Origin of the sequence: Streptomyces hygroscopicus subsp. hygroscopicus, from assembly GCF_001553455.1 — a bacterium.
In the GTDB taxonomy this organism is placed as follows: Bacteria; Actinomycetota; Actinomycetes; order Streptomycetales; family Streptomycetaceae; genus Streptomyces; species Streptomyces hygroscopicus.
In genome coordinates, this window is sequence record NZ_BBOX01000134.1 from 1 (window position 1) to 25124 (window position 25124).

The window sequence follows — 25124 nt, forward strand, 5'->3', positions numbered from 1 at the left end:
CCCATGAAGAGCATCGGGGTGAACGGCGCGCACGGCACCCCGGCCGCCGCACAGGCCGTGGGGCCGAAACGGTCCTCATGAGGGTGTGCCGGTCCGGGGGATGGGCTGTTCCGTCCAGATGCACTTGCCCTCGGCGGTGTAGCGGGTCCCCCAGCGCTGGGAGAGCGCGGAGACCAGTTGCAGCCCCCGCCCTCCCTCGTCCGTCTCGGCGGCCCGGCGGATCCGGGGCGTGGTGGGGCTGGCGTCCGAGACCTCGCAGAGCAGCGATCTGCTGCGGATCAGCCGGAGCCGGGTCGGCCCCCTGGCGTGCCGGACGACGTTGGCGACGAGTTCGCCGGCCAGCAGCTCGGTGGTGGCGACGAGTTCCTGGAGCCCCCACGCCGTGAGCTGTTCGCGGACGTGGGCGCGGGCCAGACCGGCGGCCACCGGGCCCTCCGGCAGCGGCCATCCGGCGATGTTCCCGGGCGCCAGCCCGTGCAGCCGGGCGATCAGCAGGGCGGTGTCGTCGGCGGTCAGCTGCTGGGCGGGCAGCATGGCCCCGACCAGCAGGTCGCACAGCCGGTCGAGCCGCTCGTGGTCCGCCCGGTCCGGCCCGTCCTGCTCCGGCCCGTCCTGTTCCGGGCGGTCCGGGTGCGGGCGCGGTGGAGGGCTGGTGAGCAGCCGGCCGCGCTCGCTGGTGAGGACCTGGGCGCACTCGGCGATGCCGGTGTCGATGTCACGGGTGGCGGACTCCACCAGACCGTCGGTGTACAGCACCAGCAGACTGCCGTCGGGCAACCGGAGGTCGACGGTGGTGAACGGGGGCTCGGTGGCGCCCAGCGGCGGATCGGGCACCGAGTCCGGGCACTCCACACCTCCGTCGGGGCGCACCACCAGGGGCGGGGGATGACCGGCGCGGGCGAGGGAGCAGACCCCCGAGACGGGGTCGTACACCGCGTACAGACAGGTCGCGTAGGAGTCGTCGCCCAGATCGCTGACGACCTCGTTCAGATGGGCCAGGACCTCGTCGGGCGGCAGCTCGAGGTTGGCGAGCGTGTGCACGGCGGTGCGCAGCCGCCCCATGGTGGCGGCCTCGGCCAGGCCGTGCCCCATCACATCGCCGATGACGAGGGCCACCCGCTCCGCGGACAGCGGAATGACGTCGTACCAGTCGCCGCCGATGTCCGTACCACTGCTGGCGGGCAGGTAGCGGACGGTGGAGGTGACGGCGGCCGGGGTGGGCAGCGCCCGGGGCAGCAGTCCGCGCTGGAGGGCCTGGGCGCGGGCGTGCTCGGTGTCGTAGAGCCGGGCCCGGGCCAGCGCCTGGGCGACCATGCCGCTGAGGGCGGTGAGCAGGGTGCGCTCGTCGGCGGAGAAGCGGCGGGGCTCGTCGAAGGAGATGGAGCAGGTGCCGATGGCGTTGCCCGAGGCGGTCAGCGGAAGCACGGCCCAGGCGTTCTTGTGGGCGATGGCGGGATTGCCGGCCAGGTCGGGGAACAGCCGCTCGTACTCCTCGGCCGAGGGGATGAAGTACGGCCGGCGCGCGCCGAGCACCTCGTTGAGCAGACGGTAGCCCTCGAACGCCGGAACCCCGTCGATCCGGCGGAGGAAGGGCAGGGGGTACCCCACGGACCCCACCACGTTCAGCCGGCCGCCCTCCAGGGACAGCATCAGCAGACCCGAGGCGCCGAACGGCGGCAGGATGTGCGCGGCCACGACGTCGACGACGTCCCTGGTGGTCACCGCGTCGGCCAGCGCGTTGCTCAGCTCGCTGATCCGGGCGGCCTGTTCGGCGCCGGCGCGCTCGGCCTCCGCGCGCCGCGCGGCCCGGGTGCGTCGGTCGGTGACATCGGTGAGATAGGCCGTCAGCCCGTCCGGCACCGAGACCAGCCGTATGTGGTACCAGCGGCCGTCGGTGGGCCAGCGGATGTCGAAACCGGCCGGTCTGCCGCCGGCCGCGGCGCGGCGGCAGCGTTCCTCCAGCTCCGGAACGTCGCCCGCGGGGCCCTCCCACAGCGGTCGGCCGAGCACCTGTCCGGCCGGGCCGATCAGGCGCTCCGCCTCGACGTTGAGGAAGGTGATCCGCCACTCCCGGTTCACCGCGAAGAACGCGTCGCTCATGTACCGCAGCGCCTGCCCCACCGACTCCCGGGCCATCCGGCTCTCGGTGGTGTCCCAGACCTTCCCGACCATGCGGACGGGCTCGCCGTGCTCGTCGAGTTCGAGATGGGCGCGGCTCTGCACCCACCCGGTGGTGCCGTCGGGGCGGCGCACCCGGTACTCGGCCTCGTAGTCGCTCCGTTCACGCAGCGACTTCTCGGTGGCGGCCATCACCCGCGGCACGTCCTCGGGGTGGATCAGGTCGATCCAGCTCTCGATCCGCCGCTCATAGCTGTCGGGGATGCCGAGCAGGGTCAGCCCCGCCCGGTCCCAGCGCATCTCACCGGTGCGCACGCCCCATTCCCAGGAGCCGGCCTTGGCCGCCTCCAGGGACTGCCGGAGCACCGGACCGCCCGGCCGCTGCTGCCACCACGGGGGCTCGTCGCCCTCGCCCGGCCCGGCCGCCGAGCGGGCGAGGCGGCGTTCCGCCCAGTGTCCCACCGCCTGGAGGAAGGCGGTCTGCTCCCCGGTCGGCTCCCACGGACCGGTGAGGACGGACAGCGCGCCCACCGGCCCGTCCGGTCCGATCAGCGGAACCGATGCCACCGTGGTCGCCGCCGGGAGGATCCCGGAGGAGGGGCGGCCGTCCTCCCGGGGCCCGGCGAGGGCCTCGGTGGCGGCGGCCGGAATCCAGACGAAGCGGCCGTCCCGTACGGCGCGGGCGGGGGCCAGCGGGGCCACGTCCTGGCGGATCTCCTCCCACGCCCGCAGGACGGGCAGCGGCAGCCCGCTGGCCAGGACCAGGCGCAGCTGGCGGCTGCCGGCCGGGCCGCAGGACCAGTGCACAAGGCCCGCGATCCCGCCCAGCTCGGAGACCGCCTGGTCCAGGGCGTGCCGCATCACCTCGCGGTCGGTGAGCGCGGCACCTACCGCGGAGAGCAGGGAGAGCCGTTCATCGCCCCATGAGCGGGAGCGTTCCGCCGTGTCCGTTCCGCGCCGCTGCTCCATCCCAAGACCTCACCTCATGGTGCAGGGCATTCTCGGACAAACGTAGCACTGGCATATGCCGGACATCATCCGTACGTCTCGGAGCGTGGGGTGGCCGCGGTGCGAGCGGGGCGCTCGCCCGGCGGTACGGCTGGACGTCCGCGGCCGAATTCCCTATTTTTCCTACGGGAATCATAGGGAATGCTGAGTACGGGACCGGACGGGTCGGATGGGTCGGATGAAGGGGTGCGGGCGTGACGGTGGTGGATGCGACGGCCGAGGCGCTCGATCGTGCGAGGTGGCTGCAGATCGCCGGTGAGGCGGCGGACGACCTCGCCACGGACGCGGTCATCCGCGACCAGGCCGGCAAGACGCCGTACGACGAGGTCGCCCGGCTCCGTGAGGCGGGGCTGCTGACGCTGCTGATCCCCGTCGAGCACGGGGGCGGGGGCGCGGACTGGCCCACGGCCTGCGCCGTCGTGCGGAAGATCGCCGCGGCCGATGGCGCGATCGGCCAGGTGCTCGGCTGTCACTACCTGCTGTGCTTCAGCGCACGCTTCTTCGGCGGACCCGATCTCGCCGCCCGGCTGGAGCGGGAGTCCGCGGCGGGGCAGTGGTGCTGGGGCGGCGGACTGGCCCCCCGCGAGCCGCGGCTGACGCTCACCCCGGGCAAGGACGGCCATGTGGTGAACGGGCGCCAGGGGTACGCCACCGGGGTTCTGGTCGCCGACCGGCTGGCCGTCCGCGCCATCCACGCCGACACCGGCGAACCGCTGGCCGTGCTCGTGGACGCCACCCACCCCGGTGTGGTGTGCGGCGGCGACGACGGAGACACCTTCGGCCAGCGGCTGGCGGCCGGTGGCAGCGTGGAGTTCGACGCGGTGCCGGTCGGGGACGACGCGGTGCTCGGACCGCTCTCCTGGGACGAGGACACCCTGTCGCCCTTCAGCGGCCTGGCCGCGCCGACCGGACGTCTGGTCTCGGCGCAGATCTGTCTCGGGATCGCGCAGGGGGTGCTCGCCGAGGCCCGCGAGTACACCAGGGCCGTGCACGCGCCCTGGCCGCAGACCTCCCCGCGCGATCCGTACGCGCTGACCACCTACGGGGAACTCACCGTCGCCACCTTCTCCGCCGCCGCCCTCGCCGATCAGGCACTGGAGGCCCTGGACGGCGGGCTCGCCCGCGGCGAGGACCTCACCGACGACGAATGCGCCGAGATCACCGTGCTGGCCGCCGCGGCCGAGGCCGCCGCCTCCCGGGCCGCCCACGATGCCACCGCCCGCGCTCTGGACGTCATCGGCGCGCGCTCCGCCTCCTCCGCCTACGGATTCGACCGCTTCTGGCGCAACGCGCGCACCCACACGCTCTACGACCCCGTCGCCCACCGCCTCCACGAGGTCGGGGACTACTTCCTCAACGGCGAACATCCCCCCTTCACTCTGCCCTTCTGACACCACCGGCGCGCCGGTGGCGGATAATCTCCGCATGCGGATCTCGGCGAAGGCGGACTATGCGGTGCGGGCGGCATTGGAACTGGCCGCGGCGGGGGAGGACACCTCCGTCAAGGCCGAGGCGATCGCCGGCGCGCAGGGCATCCCGCACAAGTTCCTCGAAGGGATCCTGGGCGATCTGCGCCGCGGCGGGCTGGTGGTCAGCCAGCGCGGTGGCAAGGGCGGCTACCGGCTGGCCCGCCCCGCGGACACCATCAGCATCGCCGAGGTGATCCGGGTGGTCGACGGCCCCCTGGTGTCGGTGCGCGGAGTGCGCCCGCCCGAGCTGTCCTACCACGGACCGGCGGAGTCGCTGCTGCCGCTGTGGATCGCGGTGCGGGCCAATGTGCGCAAGATCCTCGGCGAGGTGACCCTCGCGGAGGTGGCCGCGGCCAAGCTGCCCGGCGACGTCCTGGGCCTCGCCGAGGACCCCGAAGCCTGGACCAATCCCTAGCCGGTGCCCCGAGTGCGGTCCCTGGGTGCTTCGGTCCGCAGCCGGTGCCCCCGAGTGCTTCGGTGTGCCGGTGTGGTCCGTGAGTGCTTCGGTCTGCTGGGCGTGATGGTGGGTCTTCGTGTGCTGGGTGTGGTGGCTGGGTGCTTCGGTGTGCCGGGTGTGGTGGCTGGGTGCTTCGGTGTGCTGGGTGTGGTCGCTGGGTGCTTCGGCCCGCAGCCGGTGCCCCCGAGTGCTTCGGTGTGTCGAGTGCGGTCCGTGAGTGCTTCGGTCTGCCGAAGGGGGGCGCTGGGTGCTTCGGTCTGCCGGGCGTGGTCCCTGGGCGCTTCGCTCCGCTGAACCTGGTCCCCGAGCGCTTCCCTGGCCGGAGGCCGGTGAGTCGGTGAGCCGGTGGACCGAGCCCATGGACGTCCTCGGCCCGCTCGCCGCACAGCTGCCGGGCTCCACGGACACCGCTCACGCCGATATCGCCGATATCCCCGCCCGGCTGTGCGGCGTCGGTGGACCGGGCCGCTCCGTCCGCGTGTGCGACGGGCCGGTGCGGTCGCCCACCACACCGGGCCCCTGGAGATCACCGTGCCGATGAGCCCCACGGCACACCGCCCTGCCGCGGGCACGGGCCTTGCCGCGCCGACGGCGGCCGGCGCGGCAGGATGGGCGCATGATCTCCGAAACCGGCTATCTGCTGGACAACCGGCAACGCGAGGCCGGCCGGCGCTTCGACGCGCTGGCCGAGCTGTTCGACCCCTGGACTCTCGACCACCTCGACCGGCTCGGCCTTGCCGCCGGATGGCGCTGCTGGGAGGTGGGAGCGGGCGGGCCCTCGGTGCCCACCGCCCTCGCGGAGCGGGTCGGGCCCACCGGGCGGGTACTGGTGACCGATATCGACACCTCCTGGCTGTCCGACCTGTCCGACCTGTCCGGCCCGGCCGCCGGCCCGGTCGAGGTGCGGCGTCACGACGTGGCCCGCGACGAGCCGCCGGGCGGCGGATTCGACCTCGTCCACGCCCGGCTGGTGCTGGTGCACCTGCCCGACCGGGCCGAGGCGCTGCGGCGGATGGCCGGGGCGGTGGCGCCGGGCGGTCTGCTGGTGGTGGAGGACGCCGACCCGGCGCTCCAGCCGCTCGCCTGCCCCGATGAGCGCGGCCCGGCCGAGGAGCTGGCCAACCGGATCCGCCGCGGGTTCCGGACCCTGCTCGCCGGGCGCGGGGTGGACCTCGCCTTCGGCCGCACCCTGCCCGCCCTGCTGCGCGGCGCCGGACTGCGCGACGTACGCGCCGAAGGCTTCTTCCCGCTGACCTCCCCGGCCAACCGGGAACTGGAGGCGGCCACGGTGCGCCAGCTGCGCGGCCGATTGGTGGCGGACGGACTGGCCACCGACGCGGAGATCGAGCGCCATCTGGACCAACTGCGCGACAACGGGATGGACGTCACCACCGCCCCGCTCATCACCTGCTGGGGCCGCCGTCCGGCGCGGTGAGACGAGCCGCGGGGCAGCGGCCCGGCCGCCCACCGGGCCGCCACCACGGCGGGAACCGGCCGTCCACCGGGCCGCCACCACGGCGGGAGACCCGCCCTCAGTCGAGCAGACCGAGCCGGCCCGCGGCCCGGATCGCCAGCCAGACCTCGGCGAACGCGCCCGTGGTGGACAGATCGCGGCCGGTGAGCTCGTGGAAGCGGCGCAGCCGGTAGGCGAGCGTGTTGGGATGCACATGGAGCGCCGCCGCGGCCTCGTCGGTACGGCGGTCGCGCTCCATCCAGGTGCGCACCGACGGCAGCAGCCGTGTGCCGTGACCGGCGTCGTAGCGCAGCGCCTGGCCCAGTACGTGCTCGACCAGGTCGGTGAGCGCGGCCGGGTCGTCCGGCAGCCAGCGGCCGGTGACGTCGTCGCCGTACCGTACGAGGGCGCGGCCGGAGGCGACGGCGTGGGAGGCCGCCCACAGCGCCTCGCGCTGGGCGATCCGCAGCGGGGCGCCGGGGCGGAACGGGCGGCTCATCCCGGCGGCCACCCCGGGCAGGGACTCGATCGCCTCACCGAGGCCGGGCGAGCCGAGCAGATAGCGGTCCTCGCCGCGGTTGAGCAGCAGATACGGCCGATCCTCCAGCACCCGCAGCACGGCGTCCTCGGTGACCCCCCTGACCACCGCCAGCACGGTCTCGCCCTCGATGGAGTGGCGCAGCAGATGGCGCCGGGCCACGGCCGGGTCGAGTGCGCCCTGCAACAGCTCGGCGAGGATCTCCGCGCCCTCGCGGCGCAGCGTCTCCCGTTCGGTGCGGACCATGGCGAGCTGGAGGGCGGCCACCGTGGCGATGTGCTGCACCACGGCGAGCCCCGCCGGGCGGGCGCCCTCCCGTTCGAAGGCGATGACGAACCCCGCCGTGCCACCGGGGGAGGGCACCGGGAGGGCGAAGCCGCCCGGGATGGTCGGCGGCGCGTCCGCCGATCCGGGGATGACGGACGGGTCGGGCACGGGCACCCCGGGCAGCAGCGGCCGGCCCTGGGTGGTGCACAGGTAGATGTCGTATCCGGACAGCTTCTCCAGTCGGCTGAACAGCGTCGCCGTGTCCAGGTTCTCCGAGGTCAGCCAGCGCAGCGCGCCGAACACCTGGAGCTGGGCGCCGAGCCGGTGGCGGGCGTCCTCCTGGATGGCGGCGGCCACCTCCTGCGCCACCGCCATGAACGGCACGGCCAGCGGAATCTCCAGGACCGGCATGCCCCGCTCCTCGGCGGCGTCGAAGAACGCCCGGCGCAGCGGGGGCATGCGCAGCTGGGCGGAGACGGCGAGGGCGGCGACCCCGGCGTCGTCGAGCCGCTCCAGATAGCCGCGCTGGCCGGCGGCCGAGCGGGGCACCGCTATCCCCGTGGTCATGATCATCTCGGAGCCGAGCAGCCAGGGCGTGGGGTCGTCCAGCTCGCTGACATGGGCCCAGGACACCGAACGGTGCAGACCGTCCCCGCCCGCGAGCAGCCGGAGCTGAAGGGCCGGGTACGACAGCAGATCGCCCACGGTCACGCCCTGGGCTTTGTTGGTCACCACAAACGAAGGCTAACTCTTTGGGTCGACAACGATTGTCCCGCACTTCGCCCGCTGTGCACACTCGCCGGACCGGACCCCACCGGCGCACAGGAGAAGGGACTGCCAGCACCATGACCGAACCCCGAGGGCCCGTCGACTCCTCCCGGGTCCCGCGCTTCGCCGGGCCCGCCACCTTCGCCCGGCTGCCCCGCCTCGACGAAGTGGCCCGCGCCGACGTGGCCGTGGTGGGTGTCCCGTTCGACGCCGGTGTCTCCTACCGCCCCGGCGCCCGCTTCGGGCCCGCCGCGGTCCGCGAGGCCAGCCGGCTGCTCCGCCCCTACCACCCGGGGCTCGACGTGTCGCCGTTCGCCACCCAGCAGGTGGCCGATGCCGGTGACATCGCCGTCAACCCCTTCGACATCGGCGAGGCCATCGAGACCATCCAGCACGCCGCGGGCAGCCTGCAGGCCGACGGCACGCGCCTGGTCACCATCGGCGGCGACCACACCGTGGCGCTTCCGCTGCTGCGCGCCGCCGCGCGGCGGCACGGCCCGGTCGCGGTGCTCCACTTCGACGCCCACCTGGACACCTGGGACACCTACTTCGGCGCCGAGCACACCCACGGCACCCCGTTCCGCCGGGCCGTGGAGGAGGGCATCCTCGACACCTCCGCCCTCTCGCACGTCGGCACCCGCGGCCCGCTGTACGGCAAGCAGGACCTCACCGAGGACCAGAAGCTGGGCTTCGGCATCGTCACCTCCGCCGACGTCTACCGGCGCGGCGCCGACGAGGTGGCCGACCAGCTGCGCCAGCGCATCGGCGACCGGCCGCTGTACATCTCCATCGACATCGACTGCCTCGACCCGGCCCACGCCCCCGGCACCGGCACCCCGGAGGCGGGCGGTCTGACCTCCCGGGAGCTGCTGGAGATCCTGCGCGGGCTCGCGGGATGCCGCTTGGTCGGCGCGGACGTGGTGGAGGTGGCGCCCGCCTACGACCACGCCGAGATCACCTCGGTCGCCGCCTCCCACGTCGCCTACGACCTGATCAGCCTGCTCGCGCTCAAGGAGAACGGGGAGCGGGCCGAGGAGCGACTTCCCGCCGCCGACGGGGGCCGGAGGCCGTGACCACGGGGGCGGAAGGGGCGTGAGCCCGCCGGGCCCGCCGCGCCCGCCGTGCGCCTCACCGACCGCCCCGTCCCCAACGACACGGGGACCCCGGCCCGCCCCTGCGATTCGGCCCGCCCTGGGCGATTGGATCCGTCCCCGGCGTTGGGTCCACTCCGGGCGATTCGGCCCGCCTCGGGCGGTCCGGTCCGCTCCCCAACGATTCGGTCTGCCCCGGGCGGCCCGGTCCGCTCCGGAGCCTTGTCGCCGACCCGGTGGCCTTGAGCCTGCCCGGTGGCGTCGAGTCCGCCCGGTGCCACCGCGCCGTCCACCCGGCGATTCGGCCCGCCCCGGACGGTCCTGTCCGCCCCCGGCGATTGGCTCTGCCCCGGAGTCTTGTCGCCGACCCGGTGGCGTCGAGCCTGCCCGGTGGTGTCGAGTCCGCCCGGCCTGTCGCCACCGCGCCGTCCACCCGGCGCGGTGATGATGGGAGGCTGCCGTTCGCATCCGGTTCCGGTGGGAAGAAAGGGTGGGTATGGCGAGGAGCGCACGGAAGGTTCTGCTCACCGGCTGGTTCAGCTTCCTCGACGGCGAGGCCACCGCGGGCGATGTGCTCGCCCTGCACCGGGTGCGCTCCGTTCTGGACCACGCCGGAATCCCGTACGACGTGGTCTGGAGCCCGGGTTACCGGGCCGGTGGCCCGCATCTGTCCGACGTGGCCGAGGACTCCTACTCCCATCTGGTGTTCCTGTGCGGCCCCCTGCACGGCCCCCAGGTCGAGGAATTGCACGCCCGGTTCCGGCGCTGTGTCCGTATCGCCGTCGGCACCTCCGTGATCGACGCCTCGTCTCCGGCGGTCCGCGGTTTCCACCACGTCCTCGCACGCGACGCCCCCGGCGGCGTGTCCCCCGTGCGGGACCTCGCCGCCGGGGCCCCCGCCCCCCCGCCACACCGGTCGTGGGGGTGGTCCTCACCCATGGGCAGGGCGAGTACGGGCGGGCGCGGCGCCATGACGAGGTGGCGCGGGCGCTGACCGGCTGGCTGGCGGCCAAGGACTGTGCGCGGCTGGAGCTGACCACCCGTCTGGACACCCGCGACTGGCGCCTGTGCGCCACCCCGGAACAGTTCGAGTCCGTGGTGCGGCGGCTCGACCTCGTGGTCACCGACCGGCTGCACGGCCTGGTCACGGCCCTGCGCTCGGGGGTTCCGGCCCTGGCGGTCGACCCCGTCGACGGCGGGGCGAAGCTGAGCGCCCAGGCGCGGGTCCTCGACTGGCCCGCCACGCTCGGCGCCGCACAGCTCCACCCTGCCGAACTCGACCGGTGGTGGCGATGGTGCCTGACCTCGGGCCGCGCCCTGGCCGCGCGGCGCCGCCGCGAGTTCCTCGGCACACCCGCGCACGGCGACGCCGGGGATGCCACGGACGCGCTGCTGACGGCGCTGTCCGCGGCGGACTGAACCGGCCCCGGCCCGGGGTTCCGCTGACACCAGGTCAGCGGGGCGGGGGCCGCACCGGCTTGCGGCCCGCCGTGGCGTCGCGGTCCACGGCCACCGAGGACTCCGCTCCCGAACGAGATCGGCCGTGACAACCGCATCCGGCTCGCCGTCCTCGCCGTCCTCGCCGTCGTCGTCGCCGTCGTGCAGTCCTCGCCGTCGTCCTCGCCCTCCACTCCGGTCTCGCCGCGGACGGCGCCCCCTGCGACGATGGTGCGCCATGACCGAGATGACGATGCGCCGGGCCCACATCGGTGACCACGGGACGATCGTGGAATGCGTGCGGACGTGGTGGGGCGACTCGCGCACCCCCGAGCAGGCGCGCGAGCTGTCCCTGCTGTTGCCCAGGCTGTTTCTGCAGTTCTTCTCCGGCACCAGCCTGGTGCTGGAGGACACGGGCCGGATCAGGGCGTTCCTCGTGGGCTTCCACGCCGCGGACAACGACGACGAGGCGTACATCCACTTCGTCGGGGTCGATCCTGCACTGCGCGGACGGGGCGTGGGCCGCGAGCTCTACACGGCGTTCCTGCGGCGCGCCGCCGAGGCGGGCCGCCGCGAGGTGCGCGCCATCACCTCGCCCGGGAACACCGGATCCGTGGCCTTCCACCGGGCCATGGGGTTCACTGTCGAAACGGGTGATCGCGAGGTCGACGGCCTTTCCGTGCACAGCGACTACGACGGACCCGGGCAGCACCGGGTGTGTTTCCTCCGGCGGATCGCCGATTCTCCGTCCCCCCAGAGGGCTTGACGGTGATGGGGCGCTGCCCTACACCCAATATGGGAGCGCTCCCATGACCGCTCAGATGGCTCATGTGTTCCACGGCACCACGGCACCACGGCACCAGGGCGCCCGCACCCGCCCCGCCCTGAACCTCACGGACCGCCGAAAGGAAAGCCCATGGCACGCACCAGACATCCGCTCGCCGCCCTCGTCGCCCTGTTCGCGTTCCTCGCCGTCCTCGTCCCGCTCGGCGCCGGCCCGGCCCGCGCCGAGTCCAACGGCGGGGTGAAGGTCATGCCGCTGGGCGACTCGATCACCGACGGGTTCAACGTCCCGGGCGGCTACCGCGTCGGGCTGTGGCAGAAGTTCACCGCCGCCGGTTACCGGGTCGACCTCGTCGGCTCGCTCTTCAACGGCCCGGCGGGCCTCGGCGACCACGACCACGAGGGACACTCCGGGTGGACGATCCAGCAGATCGACGCCAACGTCGGCAACTGGCTGCGTACGCAGAACCCGCACACCATCCTGCTGCACATCGGCACCAACGACATCTACGGCAGCGATCCTGCTGGGGCACCGGCCAGGCTCTCCAGCCTGATCGACCACATCACCGCCCAGGCGCCGAACGCGGAGCTGTTCGTCGCCACCATCACCCCGCTGGGCTTCCTGGACTCCACCGTGCGGGCCTACAACGCGGCGATCCCGGGCATCGTGCGGAGCAAGGCCGACGCGGGCAAGCGCGTCCATCTGGTTGACATGTACAACGCATTGACGACGGCGGATCTGGCCGACGGAGTGCATCCCAACGCCGGTGGCTACGACAAGATGGCCAACGTCTGGTGGAGGGCGCTGCTGTCGGTGCCGGGCAGCATCGGCGAGCCCTCGTCCGCCACCGCCGGGTCCGCCCCGCACGGCGCCGGACCGGCCGCTCGGGCGGCTTGAGCCGCGGCACCCCACCGTCACAGTCCACGGAAGGAACAGCCGATGAACCGCACCCCCGCGTCCGACGGGACCGCCACCCGCCCGCCCGGCCCCGCCGACGGACCGCGCCCGGCCCCCGCCGAAGGACACCGCGAGCGATGGCCGCGGCCTTGTGGGGCGGCGTACTGCCGCTGCTCGCCTCGCTGTTCCTGCTGGCCCCGCCACCCGCCGCGGCCGCCTCGCTCACCGAGATCACGGGCTTCGGGAACAACCCGAGCAACCTGCGCATGTACGAGTACGTGCCGGACAGCGTCGTGGCACGGCCCGCCGTCCTGGTGGCGGTGCACTACTGCACGGGCTCGGGCCCCGCGTTCCACTCCGGTACCGAGTTCGCCTCCCTGGCCGACCGTTACGGCTTCATCGTCATCTATCCCTCCGCCACCCGGAGCGGCGCCTGCTTCGACGTCTCCTCGCCCCAGGCGCTGCGCCACGACGGCGGCAGCGACCCGGTCGGCATCGTCTCGATGGTCCGCTACGCCCAGCAGCGCCACAACGCCGACCCCAACCGGGTGTACGTCACCGGCGCCTCGTCCGGCGGCATGATGACCAACGTCCTGCTGGGCGACTACCCGGACGTGTTCGCGGCGGGCGCGGCGTTCATGGGCGTGCCCTTCGGCTGTTTCGCCACCACCGACGGGTCCGGCTGGAACAGCGCCTGCGCGAACGGCACCATCATCCGGACACCGCAGGCGTGGGGCGATCTGGTGCGCGGCGCCTACCCCGGATACCAGGGCGCCCGGCCGAGGATGCAGCTGTGGCACGGCACCGAGGACGCCACCCTGCGCTATCCGAACTTCGGTGAGGAGATCAAGCAGTGGACCAACGTCCTCGGCGTGAGCCAGACCCCTGCCCGCACCGACCGTCCGCAGCCCACCTGGACCCGCACCCGCTACGGCGCCACGGGCGACCAGGCCCCCGTCGAGGCCATCAGCGTCCAGGGCACGGGACACTCCCTCCCGGCCTCCGGTATGGCCGCACGGGCCATCACCTTCTTCGGGCTGGACGCCCGCTGACCCGCTGACGCCTCCGGTATCCGGGCGGAACAGTGCGGAAAGGCGCCTCGGGGCCACCCCGAAGTGGCCCCTTGGCGGCCTTCCACGGCTTGGGCCGCCCCCAGGTGGGAGGCGGCGATGGTCGGGTGACCGCACGAGCACGTCCTCGGCCGGCGCCCGGCCGTCGTGTCCGCGCGGGCTGTGTTCAGGCGCCCGGCCGCCGTGTCCGCGCGAGCTGTGTTCAGGCGGCCCGGTCGGGGTGTTCACGCGGCGCGGACGCCGGACCGGTGCGGCGTCGCCTACCGTTGGAGGCAGCCGGAGAATCAGGGAGGCGGGCATGCCGACAACCGCACTGGACACCGTCCCGCTGCCCTCGGGGGAGCGGATCCCGCTGCTCGGTCAGGGCACCTGGCACCTGGGGGACGACCCCCGGCGCCGCGCCGACGAGATCGCCGCGCTGCGGCGTGGACTCGACCTCGGGATGACACTCGTGGACACGGCGGAGATGTACGGCAGCGGCGCCTCCGAGGAACTGGTGGGAGAGGCGATCGCCGGCCGCCGCGACGAGGTCTTCCTGGTCAGCAAGGTGCTCCCGGGCCACGCCGACCGGGCCGGCACCATCGCGGCCTGCGAGGCCAGTCTGCGGCGGCTCGGCACGGACCGGCTGGATCTGTACCTGCTGCACTGGCGGGGGCGGATCCCGCTGGAGGAGACCCTTCAAGGGTTCGCCGAACTGGCCGACAGCGGCAGGATCCGCCACTGGGGGGTGAGCAACTTCGACGTCTCCGACATGACGGATCTGCTCTCCGTCCCCGGTGGTGACCGGGTCGCCGTCAACCAGGTGCTCTACAACCCCAGCCGGCGCGGTGTCGAGTACGACCTGCTGCCGTGGTGCTACCGGCGCGACATTCCCCTGATGGCCTATTCGCCCGTGGAGCAGGGACGTCTGCTGCGCTCCGCCGCGCTGCGGGAGGTCGCGCGGGCCCATGGCGCGACGCCCGCGCAGGTGGCGCTGGCATGGGTGCTCAGGAAAGCGGTGCCGGCGATCCCCAAGGCCGGACGGGTCGAGCACGTCGAGGAGAACCACGCCGCGCTGGACCTCGAGCTGACCACGGGGGACCTGGACGCCCTGGACCGCGCCTTCCCCCCGCCCACCGGGCCGGGGCCCCTCGAGATCCTCTGACGCGGCCTCCGGCGGCCCGTTGGCCGGCCCCGGGCGCTGCCGGCCCCGGGCGCTGCCTTGCCGCCGTGACGGAACGCGTACCGGTGGCGGGAGCCTGGTTCGGGCCGGGTGGGGAAGCGTGGCCCCGTACCCCGCCCGGCCGGGCGCCTGACCGGGTACGAGGCCCCGGCGTACCGGTGGCGGGAGCCTGGTTCGGGCCGGATGGGGAAGTGTGACCTCGTACCCTGCCCGGCCGGGCGCCTGACCGGGTACGAGGCCCCGCGGGAGGACCCGCACCGGATCGCCGGTGCGGGTCACTCTCACTCGCAGCCGTACCGCCAGTTCCACCCCACGAAGGTGTGGCGCAGCTCCACGTCGAAGCGGCAGGTGGCCGTCCCGTCGGCCTTCAACTGGATGTAGGAGTGGTGGGTGTTGGCGTACCAGTCGCCGGTCGGATCGAAGATCCCCTGGTACGTGAAGTCGGCGTGCGCTTCGGAGTTGACCTCGGCGCAGTCCGTGACGCAGTCGTCCTTCGTGGTCTGCCCGGCGAGCGACCATCCGGCGTCCCACGGCTCGCGGTTCCACTCCTGAGTGGCCGTGCCGCTGGCCGTCGGGATGCGGCCGTCCGCCGTGTCCCACGAGGAGGCGGTGTACAGGCCGGTCATCCGGATGTTGCAGCAGTCGTACATCTCGTTCCAGCCGCGCAGCTGATGGCCTGCTGCGGCGCGGGCCGAACGGGCCGGGGCCGGGCCGCCGCGGACGGACGCCGGCTCCGGCCGGCAGTCCGCGCCGATGGTGATCTGCCCCGAGACGGCCTGGCCGGGCGCCGGAGCGGGAAGCTCGCCGGTCAGCCGGACACCGTCACAGGACTTCGGCGCCGGGTCGGACTCCTGGGCCGTCGCCACCGTCGTACCCCCCACGAGCGCCACCAGGGACACGGCCGACACGGTCGCGATTCTTAAGCGGCTGTTCACTTCTCACGCCCTTCGATCCGAAACGGGCAGCGCGCGTCACCGCGTATCCGCCGCCAGGTCACGCCGGTGATCGTAACGGCGGCCAGCCGCGGGAGCGGGGCGGCGGCGAAGGTTGGCAGGAAGGTGGCAACCCGGCCTCCGCCCGGCCGCGCGTACGACGTATCGCGCCACGGCTGCGGTACACTCCCGGTGTCCTGTTGTCTCCGATAGAGGTGGACGTTGCGCATCTGAGGTCCGCGATCATCGCGCGGTACGGCATCAAGCCGTAGCCCGTCACGCCGTAGCCGGCCTTTCCGCCGCCCGTGACCCGCGTGGATGCGACCTCGGTGCATGAGCCGTCCCCCACCCTCCGGAGGGCCGCACCCGACTTCCCGGCTTGGTCGCCGCGTGGTGCTCGCATACGTAGCCCCTTTTCCACAGCGCTTGCGAATGCGAGAACACCATGGCCCCTTCCACCACTCCCAGCGCCTCCGTGACCTGCTCCGCCGTGTCCTTCCGGTGGCCGGACGGCACGACGGTCTTCGACGGGCTCTCGCTCAGCGTCGGACGCGGCCGGATCGGTCTCGTCGGCACCAATGGCAGTGGCAAGTCCACCCTGCTGCGGCTGATCGCCGGCCTGCTGCGCCCCGCCCAGGGGTCGGTGACCGTCGGCGGCAGCCTCGCCTACCTTCCGCAGAACATCACCCTCGACACCACCCTCCGCGTCGACCAGGCCCTGGGCATCGCCGAGCGGCGCGCGGCGTTGCGCGCCATCGAGGCGGGAGACATCGACGAGGCGCACTTCGAGACGATCGGCGACGACTGGGACGTCGAGGAGCGGGCCCTGGCGACGCTGGGCTCGCTCGGGCTCGGCGAGGTCGATCTGGACCGTACCGTAGGCCACTTGTCGGGCGGCGAGACCGTACTGCTGCGCCTGGCCGCCCTGCTCCTGGAGCGCCCCGATGTCCTGCTGCTCGACGAACCGACCAACAACCTGGACCTGTTCGCCCGGCGCCGGCTCTACGACGCCGTCGACTCCTGGCGCTCCGGGGTGCTGGTCCTGGTCAGCCACGACCGTGAGCTGCTGGAGCGGGTGGACCGCATCGCCGAACTGCGGTCCGGGTCGGTGGCCTGGTACGGAGGCGGCTGGTCCGCTTACCGCGAGGCACTGGCCACCCAGCAGGAGGCAGCCGCGCGGATGCTGCGCGCCGCCGAGGCGGATGTGCGCAGGCAAAAGCGCGAACTCGAGGAGACCCACATCAAACTGGCCCGCCGTCAGCGGCACAGCAGGAAGCTGGACGCCGAGCGGCGGGCCCCGAAGATCGTCGCCGGTGCCCGCAAGCGTTCCGCGCAGGAGTCGGCGGGCAAGCTCCGGGACCTTCAGGAAGATCGCCTCCAGCAGGCGCGTGAACGGCGTGAGGAGGCCGGGGACGCGGTCCACGAGGACGCCGAGATCCGGGTGAGCCTCCCGCACACCGCCGTGCCCGCGGGACGCACCGTGCTGAGCCTGAGCGGACTGCGCCCCCGGTTCGGCACCCTGCGGGAGGCCACCCTCCAGGTGCACGGGCCCGAACGCGTCGCGCTGGTCGGGCGCAACGGAGCGGGCAAGACCACGCTGCTGCGCACCCTCACCGGCCGGCTCAGCCCACTGTCCGGGGAGGTCAGCGCCTGCGTACCGCTGCGGTTCCTGCCCCAGCGGCTCGATGTGCTGGACGACGAGCTGAGCGTGGCGGAGAACGTGGCCCGCCGGGCGCCCGGGGTCACCGACAACCAGATCCGCTCCCAGCTCGCGCGGTTCCTGTTCAGGGGGTCGCGTGCGGAACAGCCGGCGGGCACCCTCTCGGGCGGCGAACGCTTCCGGGCCGCCCTCGCGGCGACCATGCTCGCCGCACCGGCCCCGCAGCTGCTGCTCCTGGACGAGCCGACCAACAACCTCGACATGGCGAGTGTGCGGCAGCTGACGAGCGCGCTGGACTCCTTTGAGGGCGCCCTCGTGGTCGCCAGCCACGATCTGCCGTTCCTGGAATCGATCGGCATCACCCGGTGGCTGCTGGTCGGCGAGGAGTTGCGGGAGACCGGCGCCGATGAGGTCCGGGCTCTGCTCGAGGCGTCGCCCGTGGCCGGGGGAGCGGCGCAGGGATCGACGGAGCGATCGGCGCAGGGATCGGCCGAGAGCGGCTGAGAGCCATTCGTCGCGGGGCGGGGCGAGCGCGGGCTCGCCGTCGTCGAGGACTTCCTCGACGACGCCGCACCCGACCCGCGTCACACGGCGGGCACCGAGGGCACCCGCGCCACCTGCGCCACCTGCGCCACCGATGGCATCGACGCCACCGACGCCACCGACGGCACCGACGACGTCCACGGCACCCACAGGACCCACGGCCCTCACGGCACCGGCGGCGCGGGCATCGAGATCTACTTCGCCGGGGGAGTGCACGACGAACGCTCCGCCGCGATGGTGGCCGCGCTCGCCGCCCCGCTCACCCGGCGCGGCGTCGCCGTCGGGACGCTGATGGGCACCGCGTACCGCCCTGGACCGGCTGCTGCTCAAGCCGCTGGCGGGCCGGGGGAAGGTGTCCAACGCCTACCGGGTGGTGGCCCGGTGCGATGCCACTGCCCGTCCCGGCCCCCGCTAAGGTGACCTCCGGGCCCCACCGAGGGGCCCGGGGGAGGGGTGATGCACGGCGATGTCGGGGCCGAGGGGCCCGGAGGACTGCGTACGGCCGCACGCGTCAGCACGCTGGCCCTGATCGCGGGCCTCCCGGTGGTGCTGCTCGGCGGTGTCGCCATCTGGCTGGGGCCGCGGATCACCGAGGGGCTCGACCACCGTGCGGTGGCGGCCTGGCGGACGGTGTTCACCGCGATTGTCATCCAGGGCGTGCCGTTCCTGCTGCTGGGGACGGTGGTGTCGGCCACGATCAGCGCGTTCGTACCGGCCTGGGTCTTCACCCGGGTGCTGCCGCGCAACCCGGCGCTCGCCGTACCCGTGGCGGGCGCCGCTGGGGCGGTGCTGCCGGGGTGCGAATGCGCGTCGGTGCCGGTGGCCGGGAGTCTGATGCGGCGCGGGGTGGCCCCGGCGGCGGCGCTGGCCTTCCTGCTGTCGGCCCCGGCCATCAACCCGATCGTGCTGGTGGCGACCTATGTGGCCTTCCCCAACTCCCCCTGGATGGTCGCCGCCCGGCTGATCGCCTCGCTGCTGACCTCCGTCGCCATGGGCTGGCTGTGGATCCGGGCGGGCCGCGAGGAGTGGCTGCGGCTGCCGAAGGGGCCCACCGGGCACGCTCCCGGCGCCAGCCGCGCGGAGGAGTTCCGGGTCTCCCTCCAGCACGACTTCCTGCACGCCGGGGGCTTCCTCGTGGTCGGCGCGGCGGCCGCGGCCACGTTCAACGTCGCGGTGCCGCACTCGGTCCTGCGGCTCTTCTCCGACTCCCTGTGGCTCTCGCTGCCCATGCTGGGGCTGCTCGCGGTGGTCCTCGCGGTCTGCTCCGAGGCAGACGCGTTCGTCGCCGCCTCGCTCACCGGGTTCTCGCCCACCGCCCGGCTCGCCTTCATGGTGGTCGGCCCGATGGTGGACCTCAAACTCATCGCCCTGCAGTCCGGCACCTTCGGGCGCGCCTTCGCGGTGCGCTTCTCGTCGGCCACCTGGGTCGTGGCGGTGCTGTGCAGCGGACTGGTGGGGTGGTGGCTGCTGTGAAGCGCAACGTCCAGGTGCTGCTGCTCCTCTTCCTCGGGGTGGGGCTGCTGCACATCTCCCTGCTGACCGATCTGTACCTGCGCTATGTGCGTGCGGGCCTGCGCCCCGCGCTCATCGCCTCCGGGGTGCTGCTGATCGCGCTCGGGGCGGTCAGCGCCGCCCGTGACGGCTTCCCCTTCAACCGCCCCCGCGCGGAGGGCGGCCAGGGCCATGACGACGGCCACGGCCACGCGGGTGGCCCGAAGGTCGCGTGGCTGCTGTACGTACCGGCGCTGACCATCCTGTTCCTGGCGCCGCCCGCGCTCGGCTCGTACACCGCCTCCCGCGACGAGGCGGAGGCACCCAAGGCCCCCTCCTCCGCGTCCTCCTCGGGCGAAAGCCTCTTCCCCGCCCTGCCGGACACCGGTGTGGCGCCGATGTCGCTGAACGACTTCAGCGCCCGCGCGGTCTGGGACACCGACGGCACCCTCGAGGGCCATACCGTCCGGCTCACCGGATTCGTCACCCCCGGCCGCCACGGCGCCTGGTACGTCAGCCGCCTCGTCATCAGCTGCTGCGCCGCCGACGCCCAGGTGCGCAAGGTGCGGGTGCACGGGGCGCCGGCGCCGCCCGCCGACACCTGGGTGGCCGTCACCGGCACCTGGCACCCCACCGGAAAGGCGGGCACGGGCAACGCGTCCCCCGCCCTGGACGCCACCGCCGTACGGCGCGTCCCCGAGCCCAAGGACCCCTACCACGACATGGGGTGAGCCGGCCCCGGGCGGAACCCGGGCGCCCGCCGCCCGGGCGCCCGCCGTGCGGACGTCAGGTGCGCCGCCGCCGTGCCGTCCGGCGGCGGCTCGCCTCCGCACCGGGCCGGTGACGCCGATGGGACCGGCCCCACCGGAAGGAGGTGCCGAGGCGGCGGTCAGGGGAGGATGGAGTCGACGTAGCCGCCGTCGACGCGCACGGCTCCGCCGGTGGTGGCCGAGGCGAGCGGGGAGCTGAGGTAGACCGCCATGCTGGCGATCTCCTCGGGCTCGATCAGCCGCTGGAGCAGCGACTGCGGCCGGTGCTTGGCCATGAACTCCCGCTGGGCCTCCTCCCAGGGCAGCTCGGGGTCCACCAGCTCGTACACGAAGTCCTCGACCCCGCCGGTGTGGGTCGGCCCGGCGATCAGCGAGTTGACCGTGACCCCGGTGCCGGCGGCGTCCTTGGCGAAGCCGCGGGTGACGGCGAGCAGCGCGGTCTTCGACATCCCGTAGTGGATCATCTCGGCGGGGATGACGACGGCGGAGTCACTGGCGACGTTCAGGATCCGGCCCCATGAGCGGGCCTTCATCCCGGGCAGATAGCCGCGGATCATCCGGACGGCGGCCAGCACGTTCACCTCGAAGTAGCGCCGCCACTCGTCGTCGCTGATCTCCAGCGGCGGAGTGGCCCCGAAGATGCCGAGGTTGTTGACCAGGACATCGGCGTCCGGGACGGCGCCGGTGACCTGGCGGGCGCCGTCCTCGGAGGTGATGTCGCCGGGGGCGGGGAGGAACGAGCCGCCCTCCGTGTCCTCCTCGAGCTTCTCGATGGCGGCCTCGACGGACTCCTGCCGGCGGCCGTTGACGGCGACGCGGGCGCCCGCCCGCGCCAGGCCGGCGGCGATGGCGAACCCGATGCCCTGGGTGGATCCGGTGACCAGAGCGGTCTTGCCGGAGAGGTCGATCTGCACGGCGCTCCTTGTCGATCGATGCTAGGTGTTTGCGTGCGCCTATAATTGCACACGCATCATACTAGCGCGGCGCTCCGTACGGGACGCCTCCACCGGGGGCCCGCCCACGGCCGGCCCAGGGACGCAGCCGGCCGGGGCGGGCGGCGGGCTCACGCCCCGTGGCGGACCTCGATCCGCCCCCGCAACCGCCGATCGCGGGAGGAGGACCCCACCTCCACCGTCCGCCACCCGGTGCCCAGCACCCAGCCACGGCGTCCGGTGTCCCAGGCGGACAGCGTCCGGGCGTCCACCCGCACCGTCACCTTCCGCGCCTCGCCGGGCCGCAGATGAACCCGCCGGTATCCCGCCAGGACCCGCTCGGCCTGGTCGAACCGCAGATCGGGGGAGGGCCCCAGATACACCTGGGCCACCTCCGCCCCGGCCCGCCGCCCGGTGTTGCGCACGGTGAAGACCGCCTCCAGACCGCTGCCGCGCCCGCGCAGCCGCAGCCCGGTGTAGCCGAAGGTGGTGTACGACAGGCCGTGGCCGAAGGGGAAGAGGGGCCGCACCCCCTCGGCGTCGTACCAGCGGTAGCCGACATGGACGCCCTCGGAGTACTCCTCGCGGCCGTGCACACCGGGATGGCGCCGGGGGTCACCGGCCATCGGATGGCGCTCGTCGGACACCGGGAAGGACTGGGTGAGCCTGCCACCGGGGTTGGCGTCGCCGAAGAGCAGCGCGGTGGTCGCGGCGGCGCCCTCCTGCCCCGGGTAGTACATCTGGAGGACCGCGCCGGTGCGGTCCAGCCAGGGCATCGCGGTGCACGAGGAGGTGTTGAGGACGACGGTGGTGCGCGGGTTGGCCCGCGCGACGGCGTCGATCAGCGCGTTCTGACGGCCGGGGAGCGCGATGGTGGTGCGGTCCCTGCCCTCGGTGGCGTCCTCGTAGGCGAAGAGCACCACGCTGTGCGCCCCACGGGCGGCGCGCACGGCCTCGGCCACATCGGCGGCGCGGGTGGCGGGGGTGGCGCGGCGCAGCCGGAAGGCCAGCCCCTCCCCGCCGCCCTCGGCGGTGACCCTCAGCCGGTGCTTCCCCGCCGTCAGCCGGACGGCCGCCCGGCGCACGGCGAGCCCGTCCGGGGCGGCGCAGAGGAAGCCGCCGGTGAAGTACTCGCCCAGGCCGGGCCGGAACGGGAACAGCTCGTCGCCGTCGAGCAGGACCTTCGGACGGCCGGCGGGCGGGCCGCTGAAATGGAGGAAGAACGTCCAGTCCTCGGCCCCGGTAACGGTGAGGGTGCCCTCGTAGACCCAGGTCCTCCCGGCGGCGACCGTCCGCTGCTCCAGATCGGCGGCCGGGGAGAGCGCGGCGGTGGGGATCCTCTTGCCGAACACGTCCTCGCCGAGGGCGTAGGCCACCCGGGCGCCCTCTCCCGCGCGCCCGCGCATCGCCTCCAGGGGACTCACGGCGCGGTCGGGGACCACATGGGCGCTGCCACCGCCGCTGACGAAGGGGATCGAGCCGGTGGGCCCGATGACCGCGATCGACCGGGCGGCCCGCCCGGTCAGCGGCAGGGTGCCGCGCTCGTTGCGCAGCAGGACGCCGCCCGCCGTCGCGACCTTGAGCGCGGTGCGCGCCCCGGCCCGGGGGTCCCGGCGGGGGCGGGCCCAGGCGCCGCCGTCCAGCAGTCCGAAGCGGTCCATGACGGTCAGGACCCGGCCGGCCGCGCGGTCCACATCGGCCTCCGGTACGGTCCCCGCGGCCACCGCCTTCCGCAGGGCGTCACCGAAGTACTCGCCGTCGGGCATCTCCATGTCGAGCCCGGCGCCGAGGGCCGCCGCGGTGCTGTGGGCGGCGTGCCAGTCGGTCATCACCCAGCCGTCGAAGCCCCAGTCCTCGCGCAGCACCCCGGTCAGCAGCGGCCCGCTCTCACTGGCGAAGACCCCGTTGACCTTGTTGTAGGCGCTCATGACGGCACCCGCGCCGGCCCGTACGGCCGCCTCGAAGCCGCGCAGCTCCGTCTCCCGCATCGTCCGCTCGTCGACGACGACGTCGATGGACATCCGCTCGTGCTCCTGGTTGTTCAGGGCGAAGTGCTTGACGGTGGCGATCAGCCCCTCGCCCTGGATGCCGCGGATCTCCTCGGCCACCAGATCGGCGGTGAGCAGGGGGTCCTCGCCGAAGGTCTCGAAGTTGCGCCCGGCGTACGGGGTGCGGATGAGGTTGACCATGGGGGAGAGCAGTACGTCCTGGCCCAGCGCGCGGCCCTCGCGCCCGATGACGCGCCCGTACTCCCGCGCCAGACCGGGGTCGAAGGCGGAGGCGAGCAGCACCGGCGCGGGCAGCGCGGTGGCGTGCCGGGCGACCCGCACCCCGGCCGGTCCGTCCGCGAGCCGCAGCGGCGGAATGCCGAGCCGGGGGACACCGGGGGTGTAGCCCGCCTGCCCGAGGCTGTGCGGATCCGTCGCGCCGTGCAGCAGCGCCACCTTCTCCGCGAGCGTCATCCGGCCGATGAGGGAGCCCACCCGGGAGGCGGGGCCGGGGGCCGGACCGGCGGCGGGATCGGGGCCCGGGGCGGAGGTGTCCTCGGCGGCGGCCGGCCGGCCACCGCCACCGGTGGCGGCGACGGCCAGGGCGCCTCCCAGGACGGACAGGGCGGAACGTCGTGGCAGGGCGCCCGGCATGGCGTCACTCCATCTCTCGCGGCTCGAAGACGTGTGTGTACGCACGCGTGCTGACGTGGCGTCGGTGTCCGTCGGGTGAACACCGTGCGGACATCACATCACGGGACCGGCCGCCCGCCGGTGTGCGCCGGGTTCCGGGATCGGGGTGTCGTGCCCGGCGTACGGCGATCGGCGCGGTCGCGCACGCTTCTCGTCGCGGTGGCCGGGGCGGGCGTGGACCCGTTCGGCGGGCGCGTTCCGGGCACGCGGCCCCAGGGCGCGGTGGCCGGGCCGGGGTACGGCGCGCCGGGGACGCCGTGGGCGGCACGGCTGCCGTGGGGAACAGGGCGAGGGGCGGGGAGGGCGGCCACCCACCGCGGCACAGCGCTGCCCGGAGGAGGGCGGCCAGCCACCGCGGCACATCGCTGCCCAAAACGCGGTGGACCCCGTCCGGGAGGGGCGGGGTCCACGGCCACGGGGCGGCGGGTTCAGGTGCGGTAGGCGTAGTAGGCCGAGTTCGGGTACGAGGCGATGATGCTGGCCACGGACTTCCGGTAGGTGTTGACCGAGTGGTAGGTCAGGTACGGGACCCCGCTCGCGCTCCGATAGGTGACGATCATGGTGTGGTCCTTGGACCCGTCCTTGTCGAAATCCATCTGCATGACGTCGCCGACGCCCATGTAGTAGACGTTCGCCAGGTTGGTGGCCCGCTTGGCGTCCAGCGTGAACCAGGACCACTCGTTGGCACCGACCCAGGAGGCCGACTGGTACGAGGTGTCGTACCACCAGCTGCGGTAGTCGTCGTAGTCGCCACTGCTGTGGACCCAGCCGCCCGCCTTGAGCGCCTGGCTCACGAAGTTGGTGCAGTCCCCGCCGGCGTCGTTGAACTTCCGGTAGGCGGGGTTGTAGTTCTGCCAGTACTTCTCCGCGTACGAGGCCATCGCCGCGTAGTCGTAGCTGCCCGCGGGCTTGGTCTGCGGCCGGGACGGCACCGAGATCGCGGCGCGCGTGGCCTCGGGCAGGTCCGTCGTCCTGGCCGCCACCGGCGCGGTGCCGGGCTCGTTGACCGCCAGCGGGCCGTCGTCGGTCGAGGTGAGCCCGGTCAGCTGCCACTTTCCGTCCGCCGTGGCGGCGAAGCTCAGCCGGTGGTGCGCCTGGAAGCCGGTCGTCGGCGGCTCGTCGCCGCGCACCTTCTTGTAGGTGAGCGTCGTGGTCTCGGTGGCCTGGACCGTGGCGTGCCCGGCCTCGACCCGTATCCGGTCCACCGCCACCCGGGTGTCGGCGGAGGTGTACGCCTCGCCCAGGGCCGCCAGCCGCGCCTTGCGGGCGCGCAGCGAGGACAGCGCGGTCTCCTCGGTCCGGGTCTGGCCGGCCGACAGGCGGACGTCCTTCTCGGCGAGCGGGGCCGCGCGGCGCGCCGACCGCCCGGTGTCCAGCAGGGCCGCGGTGCGCTGGGTCAGCACCGCGTCGGCCAGACGTCCGAAGGACCGCGCGGTGGTGGCGTCCACGGTGGTGGCCGCCGCCGGGTTCTCCGCGGCGCTCGCGGCGGAGACGGGCAGGACCACGGCGGACAGGGCCGCCGTCAGCACGGCCCCCACGGCGGATCTGAAGGTCGTTGACTTCACGTGTAATTCCCCTCCACACCCCCGGCCCGGA

Annotated in this window: 17 protein-coding genes and 1 pseudogene; 12 read left to right on the forward strand and 6 right to left on the reverse strand. The window is 73.7% G+C overall.

Features of this window, described 5'->3' with window-relative positions; all coding sequences use genetic code 11:
* Window positions 1-75 precede the first annotated feature (75 nt).
* On the reverse strand, window positions 76-3087 hold the full coding sequence (locus tag AXW62_RS15725) for an ATP-binding SpoIIE family protein phosphatase (RefSeq protein ID WP_252368623.1): 3012 nt from the start codon (window positions 3085-3087) through the stop codon (window positions 76-78).
* Window positions 3088-3320: 233 nt separating this feature from the next.
* On the opposite strand from AXW62_RS15725, the gene AXW62_RS15730 reads away from it, so the two are divergent.
* From AXW62_RS15730 to AXW62_RS15740, 3 genes are all read left to right on the forward strand, one after another.
* Complete coding sequence (locus AXW62_RS15730; RefSeq protein WP_060945107.1) at window positions 3321-4517, forward strand: acyl-CoA dehydrogenase family protein; 1197 nt, start codon at window positions 3321-3323, stop codon at window positions 4515-4517.
* Between the two features lie 34 nt (window positions 4518-4551).
* Window positions 4552-5010 (forward strand): RrF2 family transcriptional regulator, encoded by a 459-nt coding sequence (locus AXW62_RS15735; protein WP_060945108.1) that lies wholly within the window; start codon window positions 4552-4554, stop codon window positions 5008-5010.
* Between the two features lie 658 nt (window positions 5011-5668).
* Window positions 5669-6487 carry a class I SAM-dependent methyltransferase gene (locus AXW62_RS15740; RefSeq protein ID WP_060945109.1) on the forward strand — a complete coding sequence of 273 codons (819 nt, stop codon included), beginning with the start codon at window positions 5669-5671 and terminating at the stop codon, window positions 6485-6487.
* 97 nt (window positions 6488-6584) lie between these two features.
* On the opposite strand, the gene AXW62_RS15745 is transcribed toward AXW62_RS15740, so the two are convergent.
* Complete coding sequence (locus AXW62_RS15745; RefSeq protein WP_079115643.1) at window positions 6585-8045, reverse strand: PucR family transcriptional regulator; 1461 nt, start codon at window positions 8043-8045, stop codon at window positions 6585-6587.
* 110 nt (window positions 8046-8155) lie between these two features.
* Between AXW62_RS15745 and speB the strand changes: the two genes are divergently transcribed.
* The 6 genes and pseudogenes from speB to AXW62_RS15775 all read left to right on the forward strand — a co-directional run bounded on the left by speB (window position 8156) and on the right by AXW62_RS15775 (window position 14501).
* Entirely contained in the window at window positions 8156-9151 is a 996-nt protein-coding gene (gene speB / locus AXW62_RS15750; RefSeq protein WP_060945110.1) for an agmatinase, read from the forward strand.
* Window positions 9152-9665: 514 nt separating this feature from the next.
* Window positions 9666-10588: pseudogene (locus tag AXW62_RS15755) on the forward strand (polysaccharide pyruvyl transferase family protein).
* 124 nt (window positions 10589-10712) lie between these two features.
* A complete protein-coding gene (locus tag AXW62_RS15760; RefSeq protein WP_289306006.1) occupies window positions 10713-11372 on the forward strand; it encodes a GNAT family N-acetyltransferase in 660 nt (219 codons plus the stop codon).
* A gap of 150 nt (window positions 11373-11522) precedes the next feature.
* A complete protein-coding gene (locus AXW62_RS15765) occupies window positions 11523-12287 on the forward strand; it encodes an SGNH/GDSL hydrolase family protein (protein WP_060945112.1) in 765 nt (254 codons plus the stop codon).
* A 137-nt stretch (window positions 12288-12424) separates the two neighbouring features.
* On the forward strand, window positions 12425-13339 hold the full coding sequence (locus tag AXW62_RS15770; protein WP_079115644.1) for an extracellular catalytic domain type 1 short-chain-length polyhydroxyalkanoate depolymerase: 915 nt from the start codon (window positions 12425-12427) through the stop codon (window positions 13337-13339).
* A gap of 316 nt (window positions 13340-13655) precedes the next feature.
* Window positions 13656-14501 carry an aldo/keto reductase gene (locus AXW62_RS15775; RefSeq protein ID WP_060945113.1) on the forward strand — a complete coding sequence of 282 codons (846 nt, stop codon included), beginning with the start codon at window positions 13656-13658 and terminating at the stop codon, window positions 14499-14501.
* A gap of 299 nt (window positions 14502-14800) precedes the next feature.
* On the opposite strand, the gene AXW62_RS15780 is transcribed toward AXW62_RS15775, so the two are convergent.
* Window positions 14801-15427: a hypothetical protein gene (locus AXW62_RS15780; protein ID WP_244503069.1), complete on the reverse strand. Its 627-nt coding sequence runs from the start codon at window positions 15425-15427 to the stop codon at window positions 14801-14803.
* A 469-nt stretch (window positions 15428-15896) separates the two neighbouring features.
* Here AXW62_RS15780 and AXW62_RS15785 point away from each other — a divergent pair, with 469 nt between their 5' ends.
* The 3 genes from AXW62_RS15785 (at window position 15897) to AXW62_RS15795 (ending at window position 19876) form a co-directional block, all read left to right on the forward strand.
* Window positions 15897-17615 (forward strand): ABC-F family ATP-binding cassette domain-containing protein, encoded by a 1719-nt coding sequence (locus AXW62_RS15785; RefSeq protein WP_060945115.1) that lies wholly within the window; start codon window positions 15897-15899, stop codon window positions 17613-17615.
* 495 nt (window positions 17616-18110) lie between these two features.
* On the forward strand, window positions 18111-19127 hold the full coding sequence (locus AXW62_RS15790) for a permease (protein ID WP_030824697.1): 1017 nt from the start codon (window positions 18111-18113) through the stop codon (window positions 19125-19127).
* Window positions 19124-19876: a TIGR03943 family putative permease subunit gene (locus AXW62_RS15795; protein ID WP_060945116.1), complete on the forward strand. Its 753-nt coding sequence runs from the start codon at window positions 19124-19126 to the stop codon at window positions 19874-19876. The genes AXW62_RS15790 and AXW62_RS15795 overlap by 4 nt, the downstream gene beginning before the upstream one ends.
* A gap of 158 nt (window positions 19877-20034) precedes the next feature.
* Here AXW62_RS15795 and AXW62_RS15800 read toward each other — a convergent pair whose 3' ends face one another.
* The 3 genes from AXW62_RS15800 to AXW62_RS15810 all read right to left on the reverse strand — a co-directional run bounded on the left by AXW62_RS15800 (window position 20035) and on the right by AXW62_RS15810 (window position 25093).
* Window positions 20035-20829: an SDR family NAD(P)-dependent oxidoreductase gene (locus AXW62_RS15800; protein WP_030824703.1), complete on the reverse strand. Its 795-nt coding sequence runs from the start codon at window positions 20827-20829 to the stop codon at window positions 20035-20037.
* Window positions 20830-20978: 149 nt separating this feature from the next.
* Window positions 20979-23489 (reverse strand): beta-glucosidase family protein, encoded by a 2511-nt coding sequence (locus AXW62_RS15805; protein ID WP_060945117.1) that lies wholly within the window; start codon window positions 23487-23489, stop codon window positions 20979-20981.
* 467 nt (window positions 23490-23956) lie between these two features.
* Window positions 23957-25093: an amidase domain-containing protein gene (locus AXW62_RS15810; protein WP_060945118.1), complete on the reverse strand. Its 1137-nt coding sequence runs from the start codon at window positions 25091-25093 to the stop codon at window positions 23957-23959.
* Window positions 25094-25124: the final 31 nt, after the last annotated feature.